This window comes from Paenibacillus senegalensis JC66 (assembly GCF_000285515.1).
GTDB classification, from domain to species: domain Bacteria; phylum Bacillota; class Bacilli; order Paenibacillales; family NBRC-103111; genus Paenibacillus_L; species Paenibacillus_L senegalensis.
The window spans coordinates 315,061-331,558 of record NZ_HE610957.1; the positions used below are offsets into that span (position 1 = coordinate 315,061).

Consider the following 16,498-nt stretch of genomic DNA (forward strand, 5'->3'; position numbering starts at 1 on the left):
ATAACCCATCTTTCCGCAGCTCTCGGTGCTTGAAACGGCGAAGGCTCGCCACCAGTCAGTATTTCACGGAGCCCATTAACGACATAGAGCATCGACACTTCCTCTACGCGATTGTTGCGGTTCGTTAGAATCACAGCTCCCCAACCGCTTTCGGGCAGAAGAAAAAGGTGGGCCAAGTGATCAGGTGTTGAACCGGCATGCCAAATGCGAGTACCTCCCTGCTCCAAGTCAGCAGGGGTTATTCGCCAGCCCAAAGCATAGTGGTTACGTGCACTGGTCTGAACTACCGGCTGCACCATTTCGTCGATGAATTCAGCAGTAAGTGCCTCACCGGGATTCTGCATGGCAGCAATAAAGCGCGCCATATCGATGACACTCGCAGAAATATAACCATAAGGCGCACCAGCATTATCATAAGGAATTTCACTCGAAATGGAGAAACCGAACCAGGATCGGTAGCCGGGCTGCCAGCCGTGCTCTTCAGCCTGTTTATTGTCGGCACCGGCATTATGCATGCCCAGCGGGGTAAACACATACTGGTCCATATAGTCGGCATATTTCAATCCGGTTACTTCTTCTATCAGCACTGCTGCTGTAATAAAATTTGCATTGCTGTATTGATACCGTTCCCCAGGCTCAGCTGTTAATACAATAGAGCTTAGTTGTTGAGCCGTTCTTTGGATCGCATCGGGATGCTGATCTCCCAGATCGGAAAGCGCGAACCCGGACGAGGAACTGAAGCCGCTCGTATGAGAAAGCAGCTGCCTGACCGTAATCCGTTCGCTTGGCTGTCCTTCAGCTGCAGTAAACCAGGGCACATAGGCCTGTACGGGTGTGTCCAATTCGATAAGCCCTTCCTGGACCAGTCTCATGATTCCATAAGCGGTTATCGATTTACTGATCGACCCCAGTAAAAACGGTGTATCCGTGCCGACCGCCCGCTTTTCACCTCCCGTAATCCCCCAGGCATCGCTATAAACTATCTCCCCATCGTGAACCAAAGCGAAAGCGGCACCCGGGACCTTCAACTCCTCAAAAACCTGCTCCATATAGGTAGCCGCTGATGCCGCCAGCTCCTCTTTTTCCTTTGCTCCACGTGCCGACTGCTCCCCTGCAGGCTCGGCTAGAGCAGCTGCATAAGCATGATAAGGAGTTGAATGTCCAAATAGAGCGATACATAGTAAAGCAAGACCGGTTACCGTTGCAAGCAGATAGTTTATCACGTTAATATTCCTCATCTTGAAGGACGCCCATTCCCTCCCCGCCTGCTTCTATTTCGCAGTATTCGGATTAACCAGAACGTTACAGCAGTTAACCCTGCGGCAATTAATGCGTTCGTACCTACCAGCATCAGATTAAACCAAGGCTGATCCGAAATCCTGTACCATAAATTGAACGTAAACTCAGGATTGTCAATCACGAGGGAAGTCGTCATGTACATTGCCGAAATTGCTTGAAGCACTGTATAGTAAACGAATAATAAGCCTGCACATAGGAACAGAATAAACGCATGATTAATAAGTGCAGGTGCTGCAGGAGCCGCCAAATCCCCAGCTCCCTTGGATGAATACGGACTAGAATGAAAACCTGCCCGATCATCCTGCTCCAAATACTCAAAAGCAAATTCTTCAGGAGTTCCCAGGGCATCCTGAAAGCTTTCCCCATTGATCTTGGCTTCTTCCATATGCTCCAGCAGCTGACTGCCGGCCTGTTCTCTCAATCTTGCGGAAGCGCCGTATTGGTTTAGCAGAGACATGACTCGATCATAATAGGATTGTTCATGATGATTTAAGGTGCCTGTCATTTTCTCTCCTCCTTAGGCCAAGCGTTGTGGGTCTGCAGCAAAGCTTGGATATCCTGCTGGATAGAGATCCATTCCTCCGTGCTTTGTTCCAGATACTGCAGGCCGCTTTGATTCAGCTCGTAATAAACCCGGGCTCTCCCCTGTTCCGTCAATTCGCGGGTAACTTGAACCAGTTTCTTCTCTTTGAGCTTCGTTAAAATCGGATAAATACTGCCTTCTCCCTTCAGCTCCAGATTAAATTTCTCCAGCTCTTTCATAATTTCGTATCCATAGCTCTTGCCTGATTTCAAAATACTTAAGACACACATCTCAAGACTTCCTTTAATTATCGATGTCTTTTCCATGAGTATATTCTAAACTAAACTATATATTTCTTTCAAGTATATAATCACAAAAAAATATACTTTTATTAATTTAATATTTTTACCCTTTTGGGATAAACATCATTAAGTAAGTACAGCCGCCTGCTTTTAGATAGGCGGCTGTACCTATTAAACCTTCCTTCGCTCCATGTGAAGCTGCATGCGGTTGTCCCGCTTCTCTCCGGGCAAGAACCCGGCACATCGTCCTCTACTTTTTCCATAGATCTAAATCCTAGCCCCGCTCGATAACAAAGCTTGACCTGAAAATATCGGGCGGAGAAAGGGTACATTTCCTGGGAAAGCGCAGAAAATGGGTACTTTCGCTACAGTTAGCCAATCTCCGCCTTTACTCTCCCGCTGGATTCGACACAATCTGATGACGGCTTACCGGCACCTTCATCCTGCCATAGCAAACGCATTTCTTCACTTGTTTGAAGCAGCTCCTGCAGGGAGCCCTCACTCTCAATCCGCCCATCCTTAAGCACGATAATATGGTCGGCTTTGAGCAGGGCTGCTCTGCGGTGAGATACAGCGATACAGGTCATATCTTTTTCCTTGAACAAGCTTTCCCATACCTGCCGCTCGGTCTCCACATCCAACGCACTGGACAGATCATCGAACAAAAGCAGATCGGCTTCAGTAATCAGCATCCTGGCAGTAGCTGCTCTCTGAATTTGACCGCCGGAGAGCATCACGCCCCGCGGTCCTACATATGTGTCAAGACCGTGCGCCAACTGCCCGATATCCTGGTTCATGACGGCGAGCCGAATGCTCCGCTCCAATGCGGCATCAACCGGCTCTTGTTTCCCCTGTACGATATTTTCCTGCAGGGTGTCACTGAACAACCGGGGCACTTGCGGCGTATATGCGGTACGGGGCGGCATTAAAAAGCTGGCCGGATCGACTTCTTGACCATTCCAGCGAATGCTCCCCTGCTGCTTGGGCAGCAGCCCGAGCAGCGCGCGCATCAGCGTTGTTTTGCCGGATCCTACCCTCCCGGTGATAACCAGAAACTGTCCGCGCTTTAGCAAGAAAGAAATGTCACGAATCCCTTTATCGGTTCCCGGATGCTGATAACCGAGTCCGGTAACCTCAAGCTCCCGCAGCCGATCACCCGCAGGACGGGACACTGGACTGGATTCCGCGGGATCTTTGTGCAAATAAATTTCCCGGTGATCAATAACCCGATCTTCCTCGCCCGGACGGAACAGCATGCGAATTCGATCGAAAGAAACCTTCAGGCGTTTATGCTGAAACACCATATATCCAATTAACGATATACTGGAGCTGATATTGCCCAGATACATCGTAAATAAGGCAAAGTCACCGACAGTAAATCGTCCGGCATACATTTCCGCAGCGCACATCAACAGAATGAGTCCAGTGGACAGACTGATAATATGCTGGTTAACCGACCTCATCCACTGCTTGAACAAATTGTCATTCAGGGCCGCTTTGCGCCTTTCCCCATTGAGCTCCTGGAATTTGGCGTGCACATGTGCTTCTGCCTGGCCAAGCTTTAACGCTTGGACCGCACCGAAGGTCTCAGCGATAAAGCTTGTAATTTTGGCGGTCGCTTCACGGTTTAACCGGCTGTAACGGCGAGCGCGGTTGCCGGACAAATGATTGAGCGAGGTAACGACCACAAGCGGAAGCACTGCTGCCAGCATGATTTTCCAGTTGATTCCGGCCATGATCACGATCGAAACGATTGCGAAAATAAATTTTCCCCAGAAATCAACCCAGGACTCGACATACTCGACAACTTCATTCGTATCGTCCCTGAACCGGCTCATTGCTTCCCCCGGGGAGGCAGGCAAATGGCTTCCCGGCCATCTCATGATGCCTGCCAGCATATTGGTTCTAAGAATGGCCTGAACATGGTGCAAATAAGTGATCCAGCGATGAAAGGCAGCGAAAAACACTCCGACCCGGCTTATATTTACCGCTGCAATTAGCAGCAGAGGAAGAGCAAGATATAAATAGTCATGAGAGCCTGTAGCGACCCGGTCAAAAAAGCTCTGCATCCCAAGGCCCACTAGCAAGGGCATGGAATGAAATAATCCCCACAATAGGGCATTTGAGATGTACAGCCATAGCCTGAAGCGGAATAACCGGCCAATAAATGAAGTGATCGTCACGCCAATTCCTCCTCTATGCCTGTTCTCAACAGTCTGGCATAATGAGAATCAGGCCGATTGGCCAGTTCTTCTTTGGGGCCAAATTCCAAAATGCGACCATCTCCCAGCACCATAATTTTATCTGCCTGCTCCAAAGTGGCGAGACGGTGAGCGATAATAATTCCTGTGGATCTACTAAGCATCTGGTCGACCGCCTCCTGCAGTATCGCTTCGGTTGCCGCATCCAAACGGGAGGAAGGCTCGTCAAGGATAACCAGACTTGGCTTGGTGAGAAACACCCGCGTTAAAGCAAAGAGTTGCGCCTCTCCCGCAGAGAGCGAAGATCCGCCGGAGGCTAGCCGGGTATCCAATCCTTGCGGAAGCGAATCAATCCAACGCCGCAGCCCCAGCCGTTCGGTCGTTTCCAAAATGTAATCATCAGATATAGAGGTATTGAACAAAGTCAAATTTTCACGCAGAGTCCCATCGAACAGCTGAACATCCTGTGTAACCATCCCTACCCTGCGGTAAAAAGCGTCCAGCTTGAGCTTCGAAATATCGATGCCGCCAACCCGGATTACCCCTTGATCCAGATTGTATAAGCGCAGCAAAACTCTGCTTAAGCTGGACTTCCCGCTGCCTGTGCGGCCAATGATACCGAGCCTCTCCCCTTTTTCGAGACGGAAGGTCACATCTTGCAGCACAGGCTTTTCCCGTTTGTAGCTGAAATGGACGCCCTCAAACTCCACCTCCAAAGCCTCGGAAGGCAGCTCCTCCAGCTGCCCTTGGATCAGCCCGCTGCGCTCCGCTAATAGCTCTCTGGAACGCAGCATACCGGACTTTGCCTTTTGAAACTCCTGAACCTGATTGCCCAAAATTTCAATGGGCTGATTGAGCAGCTGAGTGTATTGGAAAATTAGAAACAGCGTACCGATCGTCATTTCCCCAGCCAGATACGATTGAACGCCGAGCAGCATGACAACCGTTACGGCAACAGCGAATAAAATCACCGTCGTATTCCACGGCACTACCCGCAGCATCCAAGCTTTTCGGCTTTTTAGAAACATGGAGCGCATCAGCTGAAAGAACCGCCGCATAACATAAGGAACGTGGCCATTGGCTTGAACATCTTCAATTCCGGCCAGCCTCTCTTCGATCATGCCAAAATATGCAGCGCTCGCTTGCCGTTCCTCACGCGAAGCCTTTACTCCTACATTGCGGATAATGACCATAAAAAGAATAGCGAGCGCAGTCAAGAGGGCCATCACTGCAGTTATCGGCACGCTTACGGTGAGCATGAAGCCGAGAATCCCTGCGAGCAGGACAAAGCTGCCGATAACTTGGACAATGAACATCGCAAAAAAATTGGAGATGCTTGTCACGTCACCGTCTACCCGTTCAATCATCTCCCCCGGTGTTTTTCTATGGTGAAAATTCATGTCAAGACGCAGGCAATGATCCAGTAAATCTTCACGCAGCTTGTTAGTTGCTATCCAGGACACATCGTTGCCCAAGTAACTAACTCCTACCGTTAACAGCTGATTAACAAAGGCGACTACAAGGAAGACAACAGCAAGCTGAATTAGGCTGGAAACCAGTCCCCCCTCAGCTGCCGTATCGATGAACATGCGGATGAGCTGGGGATTTAAAAGCTGCAAGCCAGTTGAGACGAGCAGCATCACCAGCAGTAAAATCAGCTTGTCTTTCACGGGCCGCAAATATTGCAAAAGCCATGTCATGGATCGTTTGTCTTGTTTCTTCATTGTCCCCTCCTTGTTCCACCACTGGATCCTTACCGGATCTGTCCGGTTGTTTATTAATCAAGCAAGCTTAAGCTCACAACGGATTACCCTTGCCTGTCATCTTGTTATTGCTTGCGGAATAAAAATTGAGTTATGCAAAATGCCCAGAAAAGAAAAAGATATTCATATACTCTACCGAAAATACTAAGCAAGCGGCAGATAAAAAATGCTTGAAATTAAACTCTCCCACAAAAAGGCCGCTTAGGAAAACCTTGTCGTGGGAGAGTTGCTCAGGATGATAGACAGCCCGCAGCATAATGGGGCTGTCCAGTACATATTCGATTGTTGCGGCCACTGCGTGCTCGCTCTATTCTTGAGATTAAGCGCAAAGCGGCTCAAGGCAGTACATAGAGTACGGTTTTGCGGCTTGTCGGCTTCGGGCTGCCGCCCTTCGGCTCTTCACTGTAGCTGATGTTCGCAGCAGACTTCAACGCTGCATTACGAATATGCAAATGTGCGAAGGTTCCGCTTTGTTTAAGAAAACCAAGGCTTTCATGATGATTGCCGGAAACGGCCCAAACCTGGTAATCTGCCTGGTCGTTGAACGTCAGCCCTTCAAGCAGCATTACGGCTTCATCGGTATTAACCGTCAGCCAGATCATTCCCCATCCTTGGTCTGTTGCCGGTATCAAGGAGCTGAGCCTGCTGTCAGGGGCCAGCACGACTTGAACAGCTTCCGGCTCGCGATCTTCAATGAACGTGAGCAGCGGCTCGCTAACTATAGGAGGTTGATCCGATTCAGAGCGGAACAGCCCGCTTATAATCAGAAAGGCTACCGAAGCCGCTATAAAGATTGCAGAGCAGACGCCAATCTTGCGAACACGTGCCGATCCCTTCTTAATGAGCTTGTTTGTTGAAGAAGTGCATGCTGCCCGGCTCCTGACCTGCTTAAGCAGGCTTGCCTTAACCGCTTCGCTCGGATACGGCCCCTGTTGATTCTTAAGCATACTGGCTTCAGCATTTCTAACTTCTGCTGTTTCATCAGTTCGATAAGATGGGCGGTTTTCAGCCGAATTAACCTCTGGTGCTTCCCTTTGTGTTCCCCCGCCGCTTTCGGGCAGCGGGAGCAGCAGCCTGTTCCATTCCCACATTTGGGATCTGCAGAAGCGGCACTGGCGGGAATGGCCAATCATTCGCTCAGCCCGTTCGGCGTCCACCTGCTCCAGCACGAAGTCCGCCCAATCGGTCTCATCATACAGCTGGCAGTAATCTCTCTGCGATTCCTGCGGGTAGTCAGCAGCCCTCTTGTGTGAAGGAGACGAAGCTGTTTGTTGTTCCTGTTCCGCTGTTCCCTTATCGTCTTCCGTATATCCATACCGGTTATCGAAAGGGCCCGCTGCTGAATCTATAACATCTCTCTTATCCTTATATCGTACAGCAGTTTGCTTCTGCTGATCAACGCGGCTCGCCCGCTTTTGGCGAAAATCAGTCATCGTCCCGTCCCTCCAAATACCAGCCTCGCTTCGCCAGCTGCTTGCGGAGGTTGTTAACTCCGTAACGCACCCAGGATTTTGCCGTACCTAGCGGCACATTCCAGCTGCTGGCCAATTGCCGATGAGACTCCTGCTTCAAATAGGCTCTGACTACCGCCTTTCTCTGCGTAACAGGCAGTTCAACGAGCGAGTCTGCAACGGCATCCATTTGCAGCTTAGTCACGACAAGCTCTTCCGGACTCTGCTGATTGGATGCAAGCGTAGGCAGCGGATGCTCGTGAGCAGGAGTAAATGAAGCGACCTCACGGTTCATTGCCAATTTTCGCTTCTTCCGCAGCCGGTCCATGCAGCGGCTGCGGGTCATCACTGCCAGCCAAGCCTCCAGCGAGCCCCTGGATGGCTCATAGCGATCCCCCCTGCGCAGCACTTCCAGAAATATATCGTGACAGCAATCCTCCGCTTCCATCCGCTCTCCGAGTATCCGCAAAGCGATTTGCATCACTAGCGGCGCGTAACGGTCATAAAAGCACTCGAAGGCTTCCGGAGAACCATCCAGCATTTCCTTCAGTACCGATACCATATCCTGCGGCTGATGCTCCACCCTTAAAGCTCCTTTCCTCATTTATCTAAACCACAAGAAAGAGTCAAATGTTCCTATACTTTTTATTTATCAAAAAATGAAGAAATAGAAAAGCCGAAAACCAACTTTTAGTACAAAACCCCAGTTTGCAGCAGCAAAAAAATTTTGATTCGCATACATCCATCTTCCACTGTCGCACGTACTTTTACAAACGGCTCTGTGAGCCATTGAAACTTACATTTTAAATTGGAAGGGGTTTTTTGCTATGCAGCAAAACATGTTTCGCAATTGGGTACGGCAAGGAGTTGCCCTATGGTTTCTATTGGGTGCTCTGCTCATAGCCGCACCCCAGACATCAGCGGCCGCTTCGCTGGAGCTGTACACACCTTATACCGACTTATCTGTTCCTCCCGGAGAATCCCTATCTTATTCCGTAGAGATTATTAACCGCGGCAGTGAAACACAAAGAGTTCCGCTTGCCTTGGATACGAATGGGCATACGTGGGAAACAGACCTGACTGCCGGCGGACGCAACATTAGGCAAATCTCCGTAAAACCCGGAGAGCAGCAAACCGTCAATCTCACTTTACAAGTACCGCTGGAAGTGGATAAAGGTGAATACCAGTTTGTGCTGCGCGCGGGAGATGCCGCATCGCTGCCCCTGCTCATTAATGTGTCCGAGCAGGGCAGCTACTCGACAGAGTTTGAAGCCGAGCAAGCTAATATGGAAGGGCATGCTGACTCCAGCTTTAAGTTCAGCACAACTCTGCGCAATCGTACGGCCGAAGAACAAACTTATTCTCTGACCTCCGCTGCACCTGCCGGGTGGACCGTACGTTTTAGCTCCGGAGGCAATAATGTAACTTCCGTTACAGTCGAACCGAATGCCAGTCAGACGGTTAGTGTGGATATAACTCCGCCGCAAACGATTGAAGCCGGAACGTATCAAATTCCCGTGCAAGCGGCCAACAACGCGACATCCGCCGAGACCATGCTGGAGGTCGTTATTACCGGCACTTACGACTTGAAGCTCAGCACAGCTAGCGAACGGCTGAACGCGGAAGTAACCGCCGGCTCGGAACGCAGACTGGATCTCGTTGTCACCAACAACGGGACTGCGGAATTAGACGAGATTAGTCTGAAAGCACAGACCCCCATGAACTGGGAGGTCACTTTTGAGCCTGCTGCGATCCCCACGCTGGCTCCGGGAGCAACCGCAAACGTGCAGGCTGTTATTAAAGCCGATAATAAAGCGCTCGCGGGCGATTACGTAGTTGGACTCACGGCACAAACTGCCCAGAAATCATCGGAAGCGGCTATTCGCGTTGCGGTCAAATCTTCCGTATTGTGGGGCTGGATTGGCGTGCTCATCCTCCTTGGCGTTGCAGCAGGCATTTACGGCTTATTCCGCAAATACGGGAGGAGATAACCTTGCAAACCGTTCAACCCAACTATGAGCCGGTCATTGAACTGAAGGAATTGACTAAGCTGTATGGAAACCACTGTGCTGTAAACCGCTTGAATCTATCGATATCCAAGGGTGAAATTTTCGGCCTGCTTGGCCCTAACGGCGCCGGCAAAACGACGACGATCCTCATGATGCTCGGCTTAACCGAGCCAAGCAAGGGCACCGCCAGAGTGTGCGGCCTGGATCCGGTCAGAGCCCCGCTGCAGGTAAAAAGACGCGTCGGCTACCTGCCGGATGATGTAGGCTTTTATGAAGATCGCACCGCTCTGGATAATTTGGTCTACACCGCCAGACTGAACCGGATCGCCTCCGCCGATGCCAAGGAACGGGCGCTGGCGCTGCTTGATAAAGTCGGGCTGCAGGATGCCGCCACCAAGCTCGTCGGCACCTTTTCACGCGGAATGAGACAGCGCCTTGGACTAGCAGATGTGCTCATTAAACAGCCCGAAATCATCATTCTGGATGAGCCGACACTGGGCATCGACCCAGAGGGTGTGCGAGAATTGCTCGCATTAATCTCGTCATTAAGCCGCGAGGAGGGCTTGACAGTGCTGCTGTCCTCCCACCATTTGCACCAGGTGCAGCAAGTGTGCGACAGGGTAGGACTGTTTGTAAGCGGCACTCTGATTGCCTGCGGCGATATAGAAACATTATCCCGGACATTGGACGATCAAGGGACTGTAACCGTAGAATTTGAGGTTGCAGAATGGCCTCCTGCACTTACTGAAATGCTGACTTCGCTTGAAGGCGTACAGAGCCTAAACCTGCTGGAGGAGCAGGACCGTCTTGCAATCTCGGGAGGGATGAAGACGACACGGGCCCAAGTCATATGCGGCTGCGATCTCACACCCGATTTGGCGCGGCTCATTGTGCAAAGCGGAGCGCCACTGCTCGCCATCAGCCGGAAAGTGTACGGCCTGGACGATATTTATCACCGTTACTTTGAAGGAGGGGATCATCTTGCGGCAGCAGCTAACCCGATGGAACATCAAGTCTCTCTTCGCTAAATGGGTGAATCAACTGCAGAGAAACCGCTCCCGCGAGCAAACGGCAGACCCGGGAAATACACAGTTACCCTCCCCGCTATGGGTCATTGTGCAAAAAGAGCTTGGGGATCATATTCGCAGCTGGCGTTTCGGTATATTGCTTGGCTTGATCTTTCTCGCCTGTATAGGTTCATTATATGCCGCTGTCACGGCGCTGCAGGCGGGGATTCAATCTGAGGAAAGCGACAACTCCTTTTTGTTTCTGCAAATGTTTACTTTATCTGATGGCGTTCTTCCCAATTTCGCCACATTTGTTGCTTTTCTCGGCCCGCTTATGGGAATCGCTCTCGGATTTGATTCGGTCAATTCCGAACGCAGCAAAGGCACATTAAGCCGGCTCATGTCCCAGCCTGTCTACAGAGACGACTTTATTCTGGCTAAATTCATCGCTTCTTTGCTGCTGATCGCTATTGTCGTATTCGCTCTCGGATTTCTGGTAATGGGGCTTGGATTGCTGGTTATCGGTTATCCACCGACCCCCGAAGAATTTGGCCGGGTGATCATATTCTTGATCATTTCAACTGTCTATATTGGCTTCTGGCTAAATCTGTCGATTCTGCTGTCGATCCGTTTTCGTCAAGCAGCCACATCGGCTTTGTCTGCCATTTCAATATGGCTGTTTTTCACTCTGTTTTATTCCATGATTCTTAATTTGATCGGGCGTGCGATTGCTCCGTCCAGCCAGGCTGCCGGGGAATGGATTAGCTATCAGAATACGATGCTGATGCTGAACCGGCTCTCTCCCGCCGAGCTGTTCTCCGAGGCAACATCCACGATGCTGACCCCTAATGTACGCGCACTCGGCCCGCTGACGATGGAGCAGATCATCGGAACTATACCGAGTCCTCTCCCCCTGGGGCAAAGCCTCCTTCTGGTCTGGCCCCAGGTGATTGGCCTGATTGCAGCGACTGCTGTCTGCTTCGCTGTATCGTATGTATTGTTTATGCGTCAGGAGATCCGTTCGCGGTCCTAATTTAGAGGGACCGGCCAGCTTTCCCTGGACGCGAAGCTTTAACCGGATTGCGAAAGCTTTTGGGCCAGAACAGCCATCCCTATATTTGCTTACAAAAAGGCAAGCTGTACCGAATCTCGCGGGGCAGCTTGCCTTTTATTGCTTACGGCTAACAACGCATCCATGCATCACCGAATAAAACTGGTTATCTTTCGTATAAAAAGGTTAATACAAAGGTAACCGCATAACCGGACAACCGGATAATAGCGGTTCCTGTTATTTCATGACCATACCCGAAGAAAGGAGACGATCTCATGATTTCAACTCAAATGACCGAGTATCAAGAGTGTATTGAAGAATGCCTTCGTTGTGTCAGAGAGTGCAATCATTGCTACGAAGCATGTCTGCAGGAGGAAAGCGTCGCAGAGCTAACGCAGTGCATTTTACTTACTCGGGACTGTGCGGAAATTTGCTCGTTTACGGCTGCTGCCTTGTCCAGGAACAGTACGATGGCCAAGCATATTTGCTCTCTTTGTGCAGAAATATGCGGCCAATGCGGAAAAGAATGCGCAAGGCACCAGCACCACGCCCACTGCAAGCGCTGCGCGGAGATTTGCTTTCAATGCGCCAAAGCTTGTGCTCAAATGGCTGCATAGCTGCATAACCTAACCGGCAGCTGCGCATTTCCGGCCTCAGGCTATCTCAAACTCATCCCCTTAAGCAAAACAGCAAGCGGGCTGAAAACCGGCGCTTGCTGTTTATTATTTGAATTTTTCTGGTAATATTCTGATTAGTTAAAAACGCCCCGATCGTATAATCGAATAGATTAGCCATATAAAAAAAAGAGCGGCAACCACAAAGCCAATCTCGATTACCGGGATCGTCCAGCGGAAAATACCTTGAGCTCCTACCGAAGTTCCAATAATCAGACCAACCATGATAATGCTGAAGGAAAGCAGGACAATGCTGAAGGAAAGGCGATTGCTGATTCGATCCAGCTTGATCAGGAACAATTCAAGCTCCGGAATCGAAATTTGCAGCTGCAGCTTTCCTTTTTTGACGAGGGACATCACTTCAGTCAGCTTCCCGGGTAATTCCCCGGCCACCTCCAGATAGTCTGGCAAGCTTGCCATTATATGCTTCACCATATCTTTCGGATTCAAGCGTTCTTTGAACAGGCGCCGCCCAAATGGTTCTGCCATATCAAAGATGCTGATCGAAGGATCAAGTGAACCGACCACTCCCTCCATGGTCAGCAAGGTTTTACCTAACAGTGTCAGGTCGGAAGGAATTCGAATATCATGGCGGAATGCAAGACCGAATAAATCGTTGACGGCTTCCCCCATACTAATTTCGCTAAAAGGCACCTTATAGTATTTATCCCGCAGCAGCTCCACATCATCCCGCAGCACATCCATATCGGTATCCTCCGGCACCAGCCCTAGCTGGGAAATGGCGCGAATGACCCCGTCGGTATTCTGGTTCCGCAAGGAAACAAGCAAGGAGGCGAAACGAGATTTGGTTTGCTGCGTTAGCCGGCCTACCATGCCAAAGTCGAGCAGCGCCAGCTCGCCGTTCCCCATTACCAGCACATTGCCCGGATGCGGATCTCCATGAAAGAAGCCCTCGATCAACACCTGGTGAAGAATCGTTTCCGCGTATCGCTCGGCAACCTGTCTGCAATTGTAGCCTTTGGCCTTCAGCTTATCTTTCTCGGACAGCTTGATCCCTTCGAGATACTGCATCGTCAGAACCCGGCGGGAGGAATAGTCATTATAGACAAGCGGGATATGGACATCGGGAATTTTCTCGTATTGCTGGCCGAATTTGCCTATGTTTTTTGCCTCTTCCATATAATCGAGCTCTTTTTTCAATGCCTTGGCGAACTCCAGAATCATGTCCCGTACCCGATAGTTCCGGGCCCATTCCAAGCGGCTCTCCGCCATTCTTGCCAGATCAACGAGAATTTCCAGATCTGTGTTAATTTCTGCCTGAATTTCGGGCCGCTGAACTTTGACTACGACCTTCTCCCCGGTTTTCAATTCCGCATAATGCACCTGGCCGATGGATGCCGCAGCAAAAGCCTCTTCGTGAAAATTGGCAAAAAGCTCATCAAGCGGCTTATGCAGCTCACGCTCAATAATGCCCTTTGCCTCAGAAAAAGGAAAAGCGGAGACATGATCCTGTAATTTTTCCAATTCGTCGATAATATCTTTAGGCACAAGATCAGGACGTGTGCTGGCAATTTGCCCCATCTTGACAAACGTTGGCCCCAAGTCCTCAAGAAACAATCGGAGCCTTTCCCCAATCGTCATCTCATGCAGATTATGCTTCACATCGGAACGCAGCAAAGGATTGGAAAGCACCTGCGGCAGGCCCAAGGATTTGACAAGATAGCCAAATCCATACCGGACGAAAGCCGCCGCAATCTCCCGATAACGCTGAAGGTGCCGTATTTTTTTACCGATCCCCATCTTGCACCTCCTTGCCAGGCTCCTTTAACTCTTTTTCTTGTTTCACACGAACAGATTATTACAGCTGTCCCGGCTGCCGTTTCAGCAGCTCTTCAATTCTTTTCTCCAGGCGCTGGATATCTTCTTTGGTAGCCAAATCTTTATCGGACAGTGCTTTCTGAATACGGTCATGAACGAGATCATCTATGTTCTGTCTTGCTTCCTCACCTTTTTTAACCATTCTATCGACAAAGGCAGACGATTCCGCTCGGCTCATTTCTCCCTTCTCGACCAATTCGTCAACCAGCTTATCCATTTGCTCTTTACCGGTTACCGCAAGTCCCAGCCCCAGAGAAATAGCCTTTTCGATCATCTCTTTCATTCCATGCACGCTCCTTTGATCATAGTTTTATAATGTGGTTTTCCACATATGGTAAGATTCACTATAAAGGAAATGGTGAAGCAAAGTCAAATTTTCTGAAATATGCAACAACCATCCACAGATTATTCAAGAAAGTCCATTTTGCAGTTGTGTAAAATCGTAAAAAAACTGCTCCCTGGCTTGGATAGCCGAGAACAGTCTTTTATAAATGCGTATAATGGGAAGAGCGAGAAAAAAACTAGGTAGTGCCTGTTTCAATAAAGAAAAAACGGTTTAATACGCCAATGTAAACAGGCCTTTAATATGTGAAAGATAACGTACATTACTGGCTTCTTTCATCAACGATGCCGGCATGCCTTTAAGCTTCAGCTGGCTCGCTCCGATCGTACCTATCGCATCTTTGCGTCCAAGGCTGGCCAAGGCTCCGGAGAATACCGGCTGGAATTCTTCCATCGGCATATCCCGTAAATATGCGTAAATGTTAGCACCGACCGTTTCCCCCATCTGCCAGGCTAACTGCGCAGTAGGCGGATAAGGACGCCCTTCCGGACTCATCACGACTGCACTGTCACCAGCCAGGAATACTTCAGGATGCGAGGTGGATTGGAGAGTAGGGGTTACAGTTGCACGACCGCGGTTAACTTCAATTCCGCATTCAGCTACTACGCTGTTACCCTGTACTCCGCCTGACCAGATCAAGGTGCTGGTTTCAATGGAGCTGCCGTCTTTCAAAGATACGACTCCTGGCTTCGCTTCCGTGACAGGCAGTCCTGTCAGGAATGTGGCACCGCGTTTTTCCAGGCTAGTGCGGGCACGATCCACAAGTTCAGGAGCAAAACCGGCGAGAATGGAAGGGCCGGCTTCTACGCAGTAGACCGAAACATCCTGGAAGCTGACCCCTAATTTACGACAGGTTTCAGGAAGCGTGTCCACTAATTCTCCGACCAGTTCAATACCAGTTAAACCGCCGCCGCCAACAACAAACGTAGCATCAGCTTTATTTTTGCTTTTGGCGTATTCTTTCAGGCGTGATTCAATATGGGCGCGAATATGATTCGCATCCTCGACGGATTTAAGAATCAGGCTGTTCTCTTGCAATCCGGGAATTCCGAAGAATGCTGTTTCACTGCCCAGTGCAACGACCAAAATATCGTAGCTCATGGAAACTCCGCCGCCAAAGCTGACTTTCTTAGCTTCAGGATCAATGCCCTGCACGGTATCGATACGAAGCTCCACATCCTTGCCGCGAAGCAGCTTTTCCAATGGAAGGGCAATAGCTTTCTCTGCAATATTGCCTGCAGCGAGACGGTGAAGCTCGGTAATAATTTGGTGTGATGCTGTTTTGTTTACGAGGGTGATTCTGGCCTCTTCCTTGGATACATGCTCACGCAAAGTAAGCGCGCTAAGCAATCCGCCATAGCCCCCACCCAAAATTAATATTTGTTTACTCATGTCAGTCAACCTCCGTATAGACTCTATTTGCCTGAATTTTTACGTTCTGCCAACACTTCCAGGAAAGCTTGGGAAAATCTCAGCACTTGCTGTACTTGAGGATCTTTAAGCATCTTCAGCATGCCGAATAAACCAACGGTTGCCGATTCTTCGCGAGATCTCTCGTTGGCTTCAATCGCAGCTTGAGCTAATCCCTTGGCTTTCTCTTGAACCGGCTTCACGAATTCTTCCATTCCGCCCTTCAAATCGTTAATGAGCACTTCGTCTTTAGCCACGGTTTGTACAATGTCATAAGTTTTAGTTAGAATGGTTGTCATTTCCGCCAATTTGGGCAGGTTCTCCACAAGCACTGTTAAAGCTTGCTGAACTTCAGGCTTCGTCAGTTGATCCAGTACGTCTTTTTCAGTATAGGTTGCTGTGGTTTCTACACCTTGAGCAGCATCTTGCATGGTGTTTTGTGACATGGAAAATGTCCTCCTCCGCTGTACAGGCCCCTTTGTACCATTTTTCACAAATCAGTTCAAAAAATAAGCTGATCAGTATAACAGGTTGCCTTTTCTTTAAATATACTCCTTTATGGACGCCGAAGAAAGTGTCAAAATTGTGACAAATTATTTTCGATTTTTTGACAAAATTCGTTCATG

Annotated in this window: 15 protein-coding genes; 4 read left to right on the forward strand and 11 right to left on the reverse strand. The window is 49.6% G+C overall.

Annotated elements, in window-relative coordinates:
• The 7 genes from PSHG_RS26355 to PSHG_RS01785 all read right to left on the reverse strand — a co-directional run.
• A partial coding sequence (locus PSHG_RS26355; protein ID WP_162137276.1) for a serine hydrolase domain-containing protein occupies positions 1–1,223 on the reverse strand: 1,223 nt, incomplete at its 3' end.
• Between the two features lie 11 nt (positions 1,224–1,234).
• Positions 1,235–1,804, reverse strand: a complete 570-nt coding sequence (locus PSHG_RS01760) for a hypothetical protein (RefSeq protein WP_010268540.1) — start codon at positions 1,802–1,804, stop codon at positions 1,235–1,237.
• Positions 1,801–2,148: a PadR family transcriptional regulator gene (locus PSHG_RS01765; RefSeq protein WP_081505026.1), complete on the reverse strand. Its 348-nt coding sequence runs from the start codon at positions 2,146–2,148 to the stop codon at positions 1,801–1,803. Before PSHG_RS01765 ends, PSHG_RS01760 begins: the two co-directional genes overlap by 4 nt.
• 347 nt (positions 2,149–2,495) lie before the next feature.
• The gene (locus tag PSHG_RS01770) at positions 2,496–4,307 is read right to left on the reverse strand and encodes an ABC transporter ATP-binding protein (RefSeq protein WP_010268548.1); all 1,812 of its coding nucleotides are present in this window, start codon (positions 4,305–4,307) and stop codon (positions 2,496–2,498) included.
• The gene (locus PSHG_RS01775; RefSeq protein ID WP_010268551.1) at positions 4,304–6,049 is read right to left on the reverse strand and encodes an ABC transporter ATP-binding protein; all 1,746 of its coding nucleotides are present in this window, start codon (positions 6,047–6,049) and stop codon (positions 4,304–4,306) included. Before PSHG_RS01775 ends, PSHG_RS01770 begins: the two co-directional genes overlap by 4 nt.
• A 374-nt stretch (positions 6,050–6,423) precedes the next feature.
• Entirely contained in the window at positions 6,424–7,521 is a 1,098-nt protein-coding gene (locus tag PSHG_RS01780; protein WP_010268559.1) for an anti-sigma factor, read from the reverse strand.
• Positions 7,514–8,122 carry an RNA polymerase sigma factor gene (locus PSHG_RS01785; RefSeq protein ID WP_010268562.1) on the reverse strand — a complete coding sequence of 203 codons (609 nt, stop codon included), beginning with the start codon at positions 8,120–8,122 and terminating at the stop codon, positions 7,514–7,516. Before PSHG_RS01785 ends, PSHG_RS01780 begins: the two co-directional genes overlap by 8 nt.
• A gap of 244 nt (positions 8,123–8,366) precedes the next feature.
• On the opposite strand from PSHG_RS01785, the gene PSHG_RS01790 reads away from it, so the two are divergent.
• The 4 genes from PSHG_RS01790 (at position 8,367) to PSHG_RS31820 (ending at position 12,223) form a co-directional block, all read left to right on the forward strand.
• On the forward strand, positions 8,367–9,530 hold the full coding sequence (locus PSHG_RS01790; RefSeq protein WP_010268565.1) for a COG1470 family protein: 1,164 nt from the start codon (positions 8,367–8,369) through the stop codon (positions 9,528–9,530).
• A gap of 2 nt (positions 9,531–9,532) precedes the next feature.
• The gene (locus tag PSHG_RS01795) at positions 9,533–10,576 is read left to right on the forward strand and encodes an ABC transporter ATP-binding protein (protein WP_010268569.1); all 1,044 of its coding nucleotides are present in this window, start codon (positions 9,533–9,535) and stop codon (positions 10,574–10,576) included.
• Positions 10,530–11,588 carry an ABC transporter permease gene (locus PSHG_RS01800; protein WP_010268574.1) on the forward strand — a complete coding sequence of 353 codons (1,059 nt, stop codon included), beginning with the start codon at positions 10,530–10,532 and terminating at the stop codon, positions 11,586–11,588. Before PSHG_RS01795 ends, PSHG_RS01800 begins: the two co-directional genes overlap by 47 nt.
• Before the next feature lie 488 nt (positions 11,589–12,076).
• A complete protein-coding gene (locus PSHG_RS31820; protein ID WP_316244837.1) occupies positions 12,077–12,223 on the forward strand; it encodes a four-helix bundle copper-binding protein in 147 nt (48 codons plus the stop codon).
• Positions 12,224–12,361: 138 nt separating this feature from the next.
• On the opposite strand, the gene PSHG_RS01810 is transcribed toward PSHG_RS31820, so the two are convergent.
• From PSHG_RS01810 to PSHG_RS01825, 4 genes are all read right to left on the reverse strand, one after another.
• A complete protein-coding gene (locus PSHG_RS01810) occupies positions 12,362–14,041 on the reverse strand; it encodes an ABC1 kinase family protein (protein WP_010268582.1) in 1,680 nt (559 codons plus the stop codon).
• A 58-nt stretch (positions 14,042–14,099) separates the two neighbouring features.
• Entirely contained in the window at positions 14,100–14,402 is a 303-nt protein-coding gene (locus PSHG_RS01815; protein WP_010268588.1) for a phasin family protein, read from the reverse strand.
• A 273-nt stretch (positions 14,403–14,675) separates the two neighbouring features.
• Positions 14,676–15,854, reverse strand: coding sequence for an NAD(P)/FAD-dependent oxidoreductase (locus PSHG_RS01820; protein WP_010268591.1), 1,179 nt, complete (start codon positions 15,852–15,854; stop codon positions 14,676–14,678).
• Between the two features lie 23 nt (positions 15,855–15,877).
• On the reverse strand, positions 15,878–16,318 hold the full coding sequence (locus PSHG_RS01825; protein WP_010268594.1) for a DUF1641 domain-containing protein: 441 nt from the start codon (positions 16,316–16,318) through the stop codon (positions 15,878–15,880).
• Positions 16,319–16,498 lie beyond the last annotated feature (180 nt).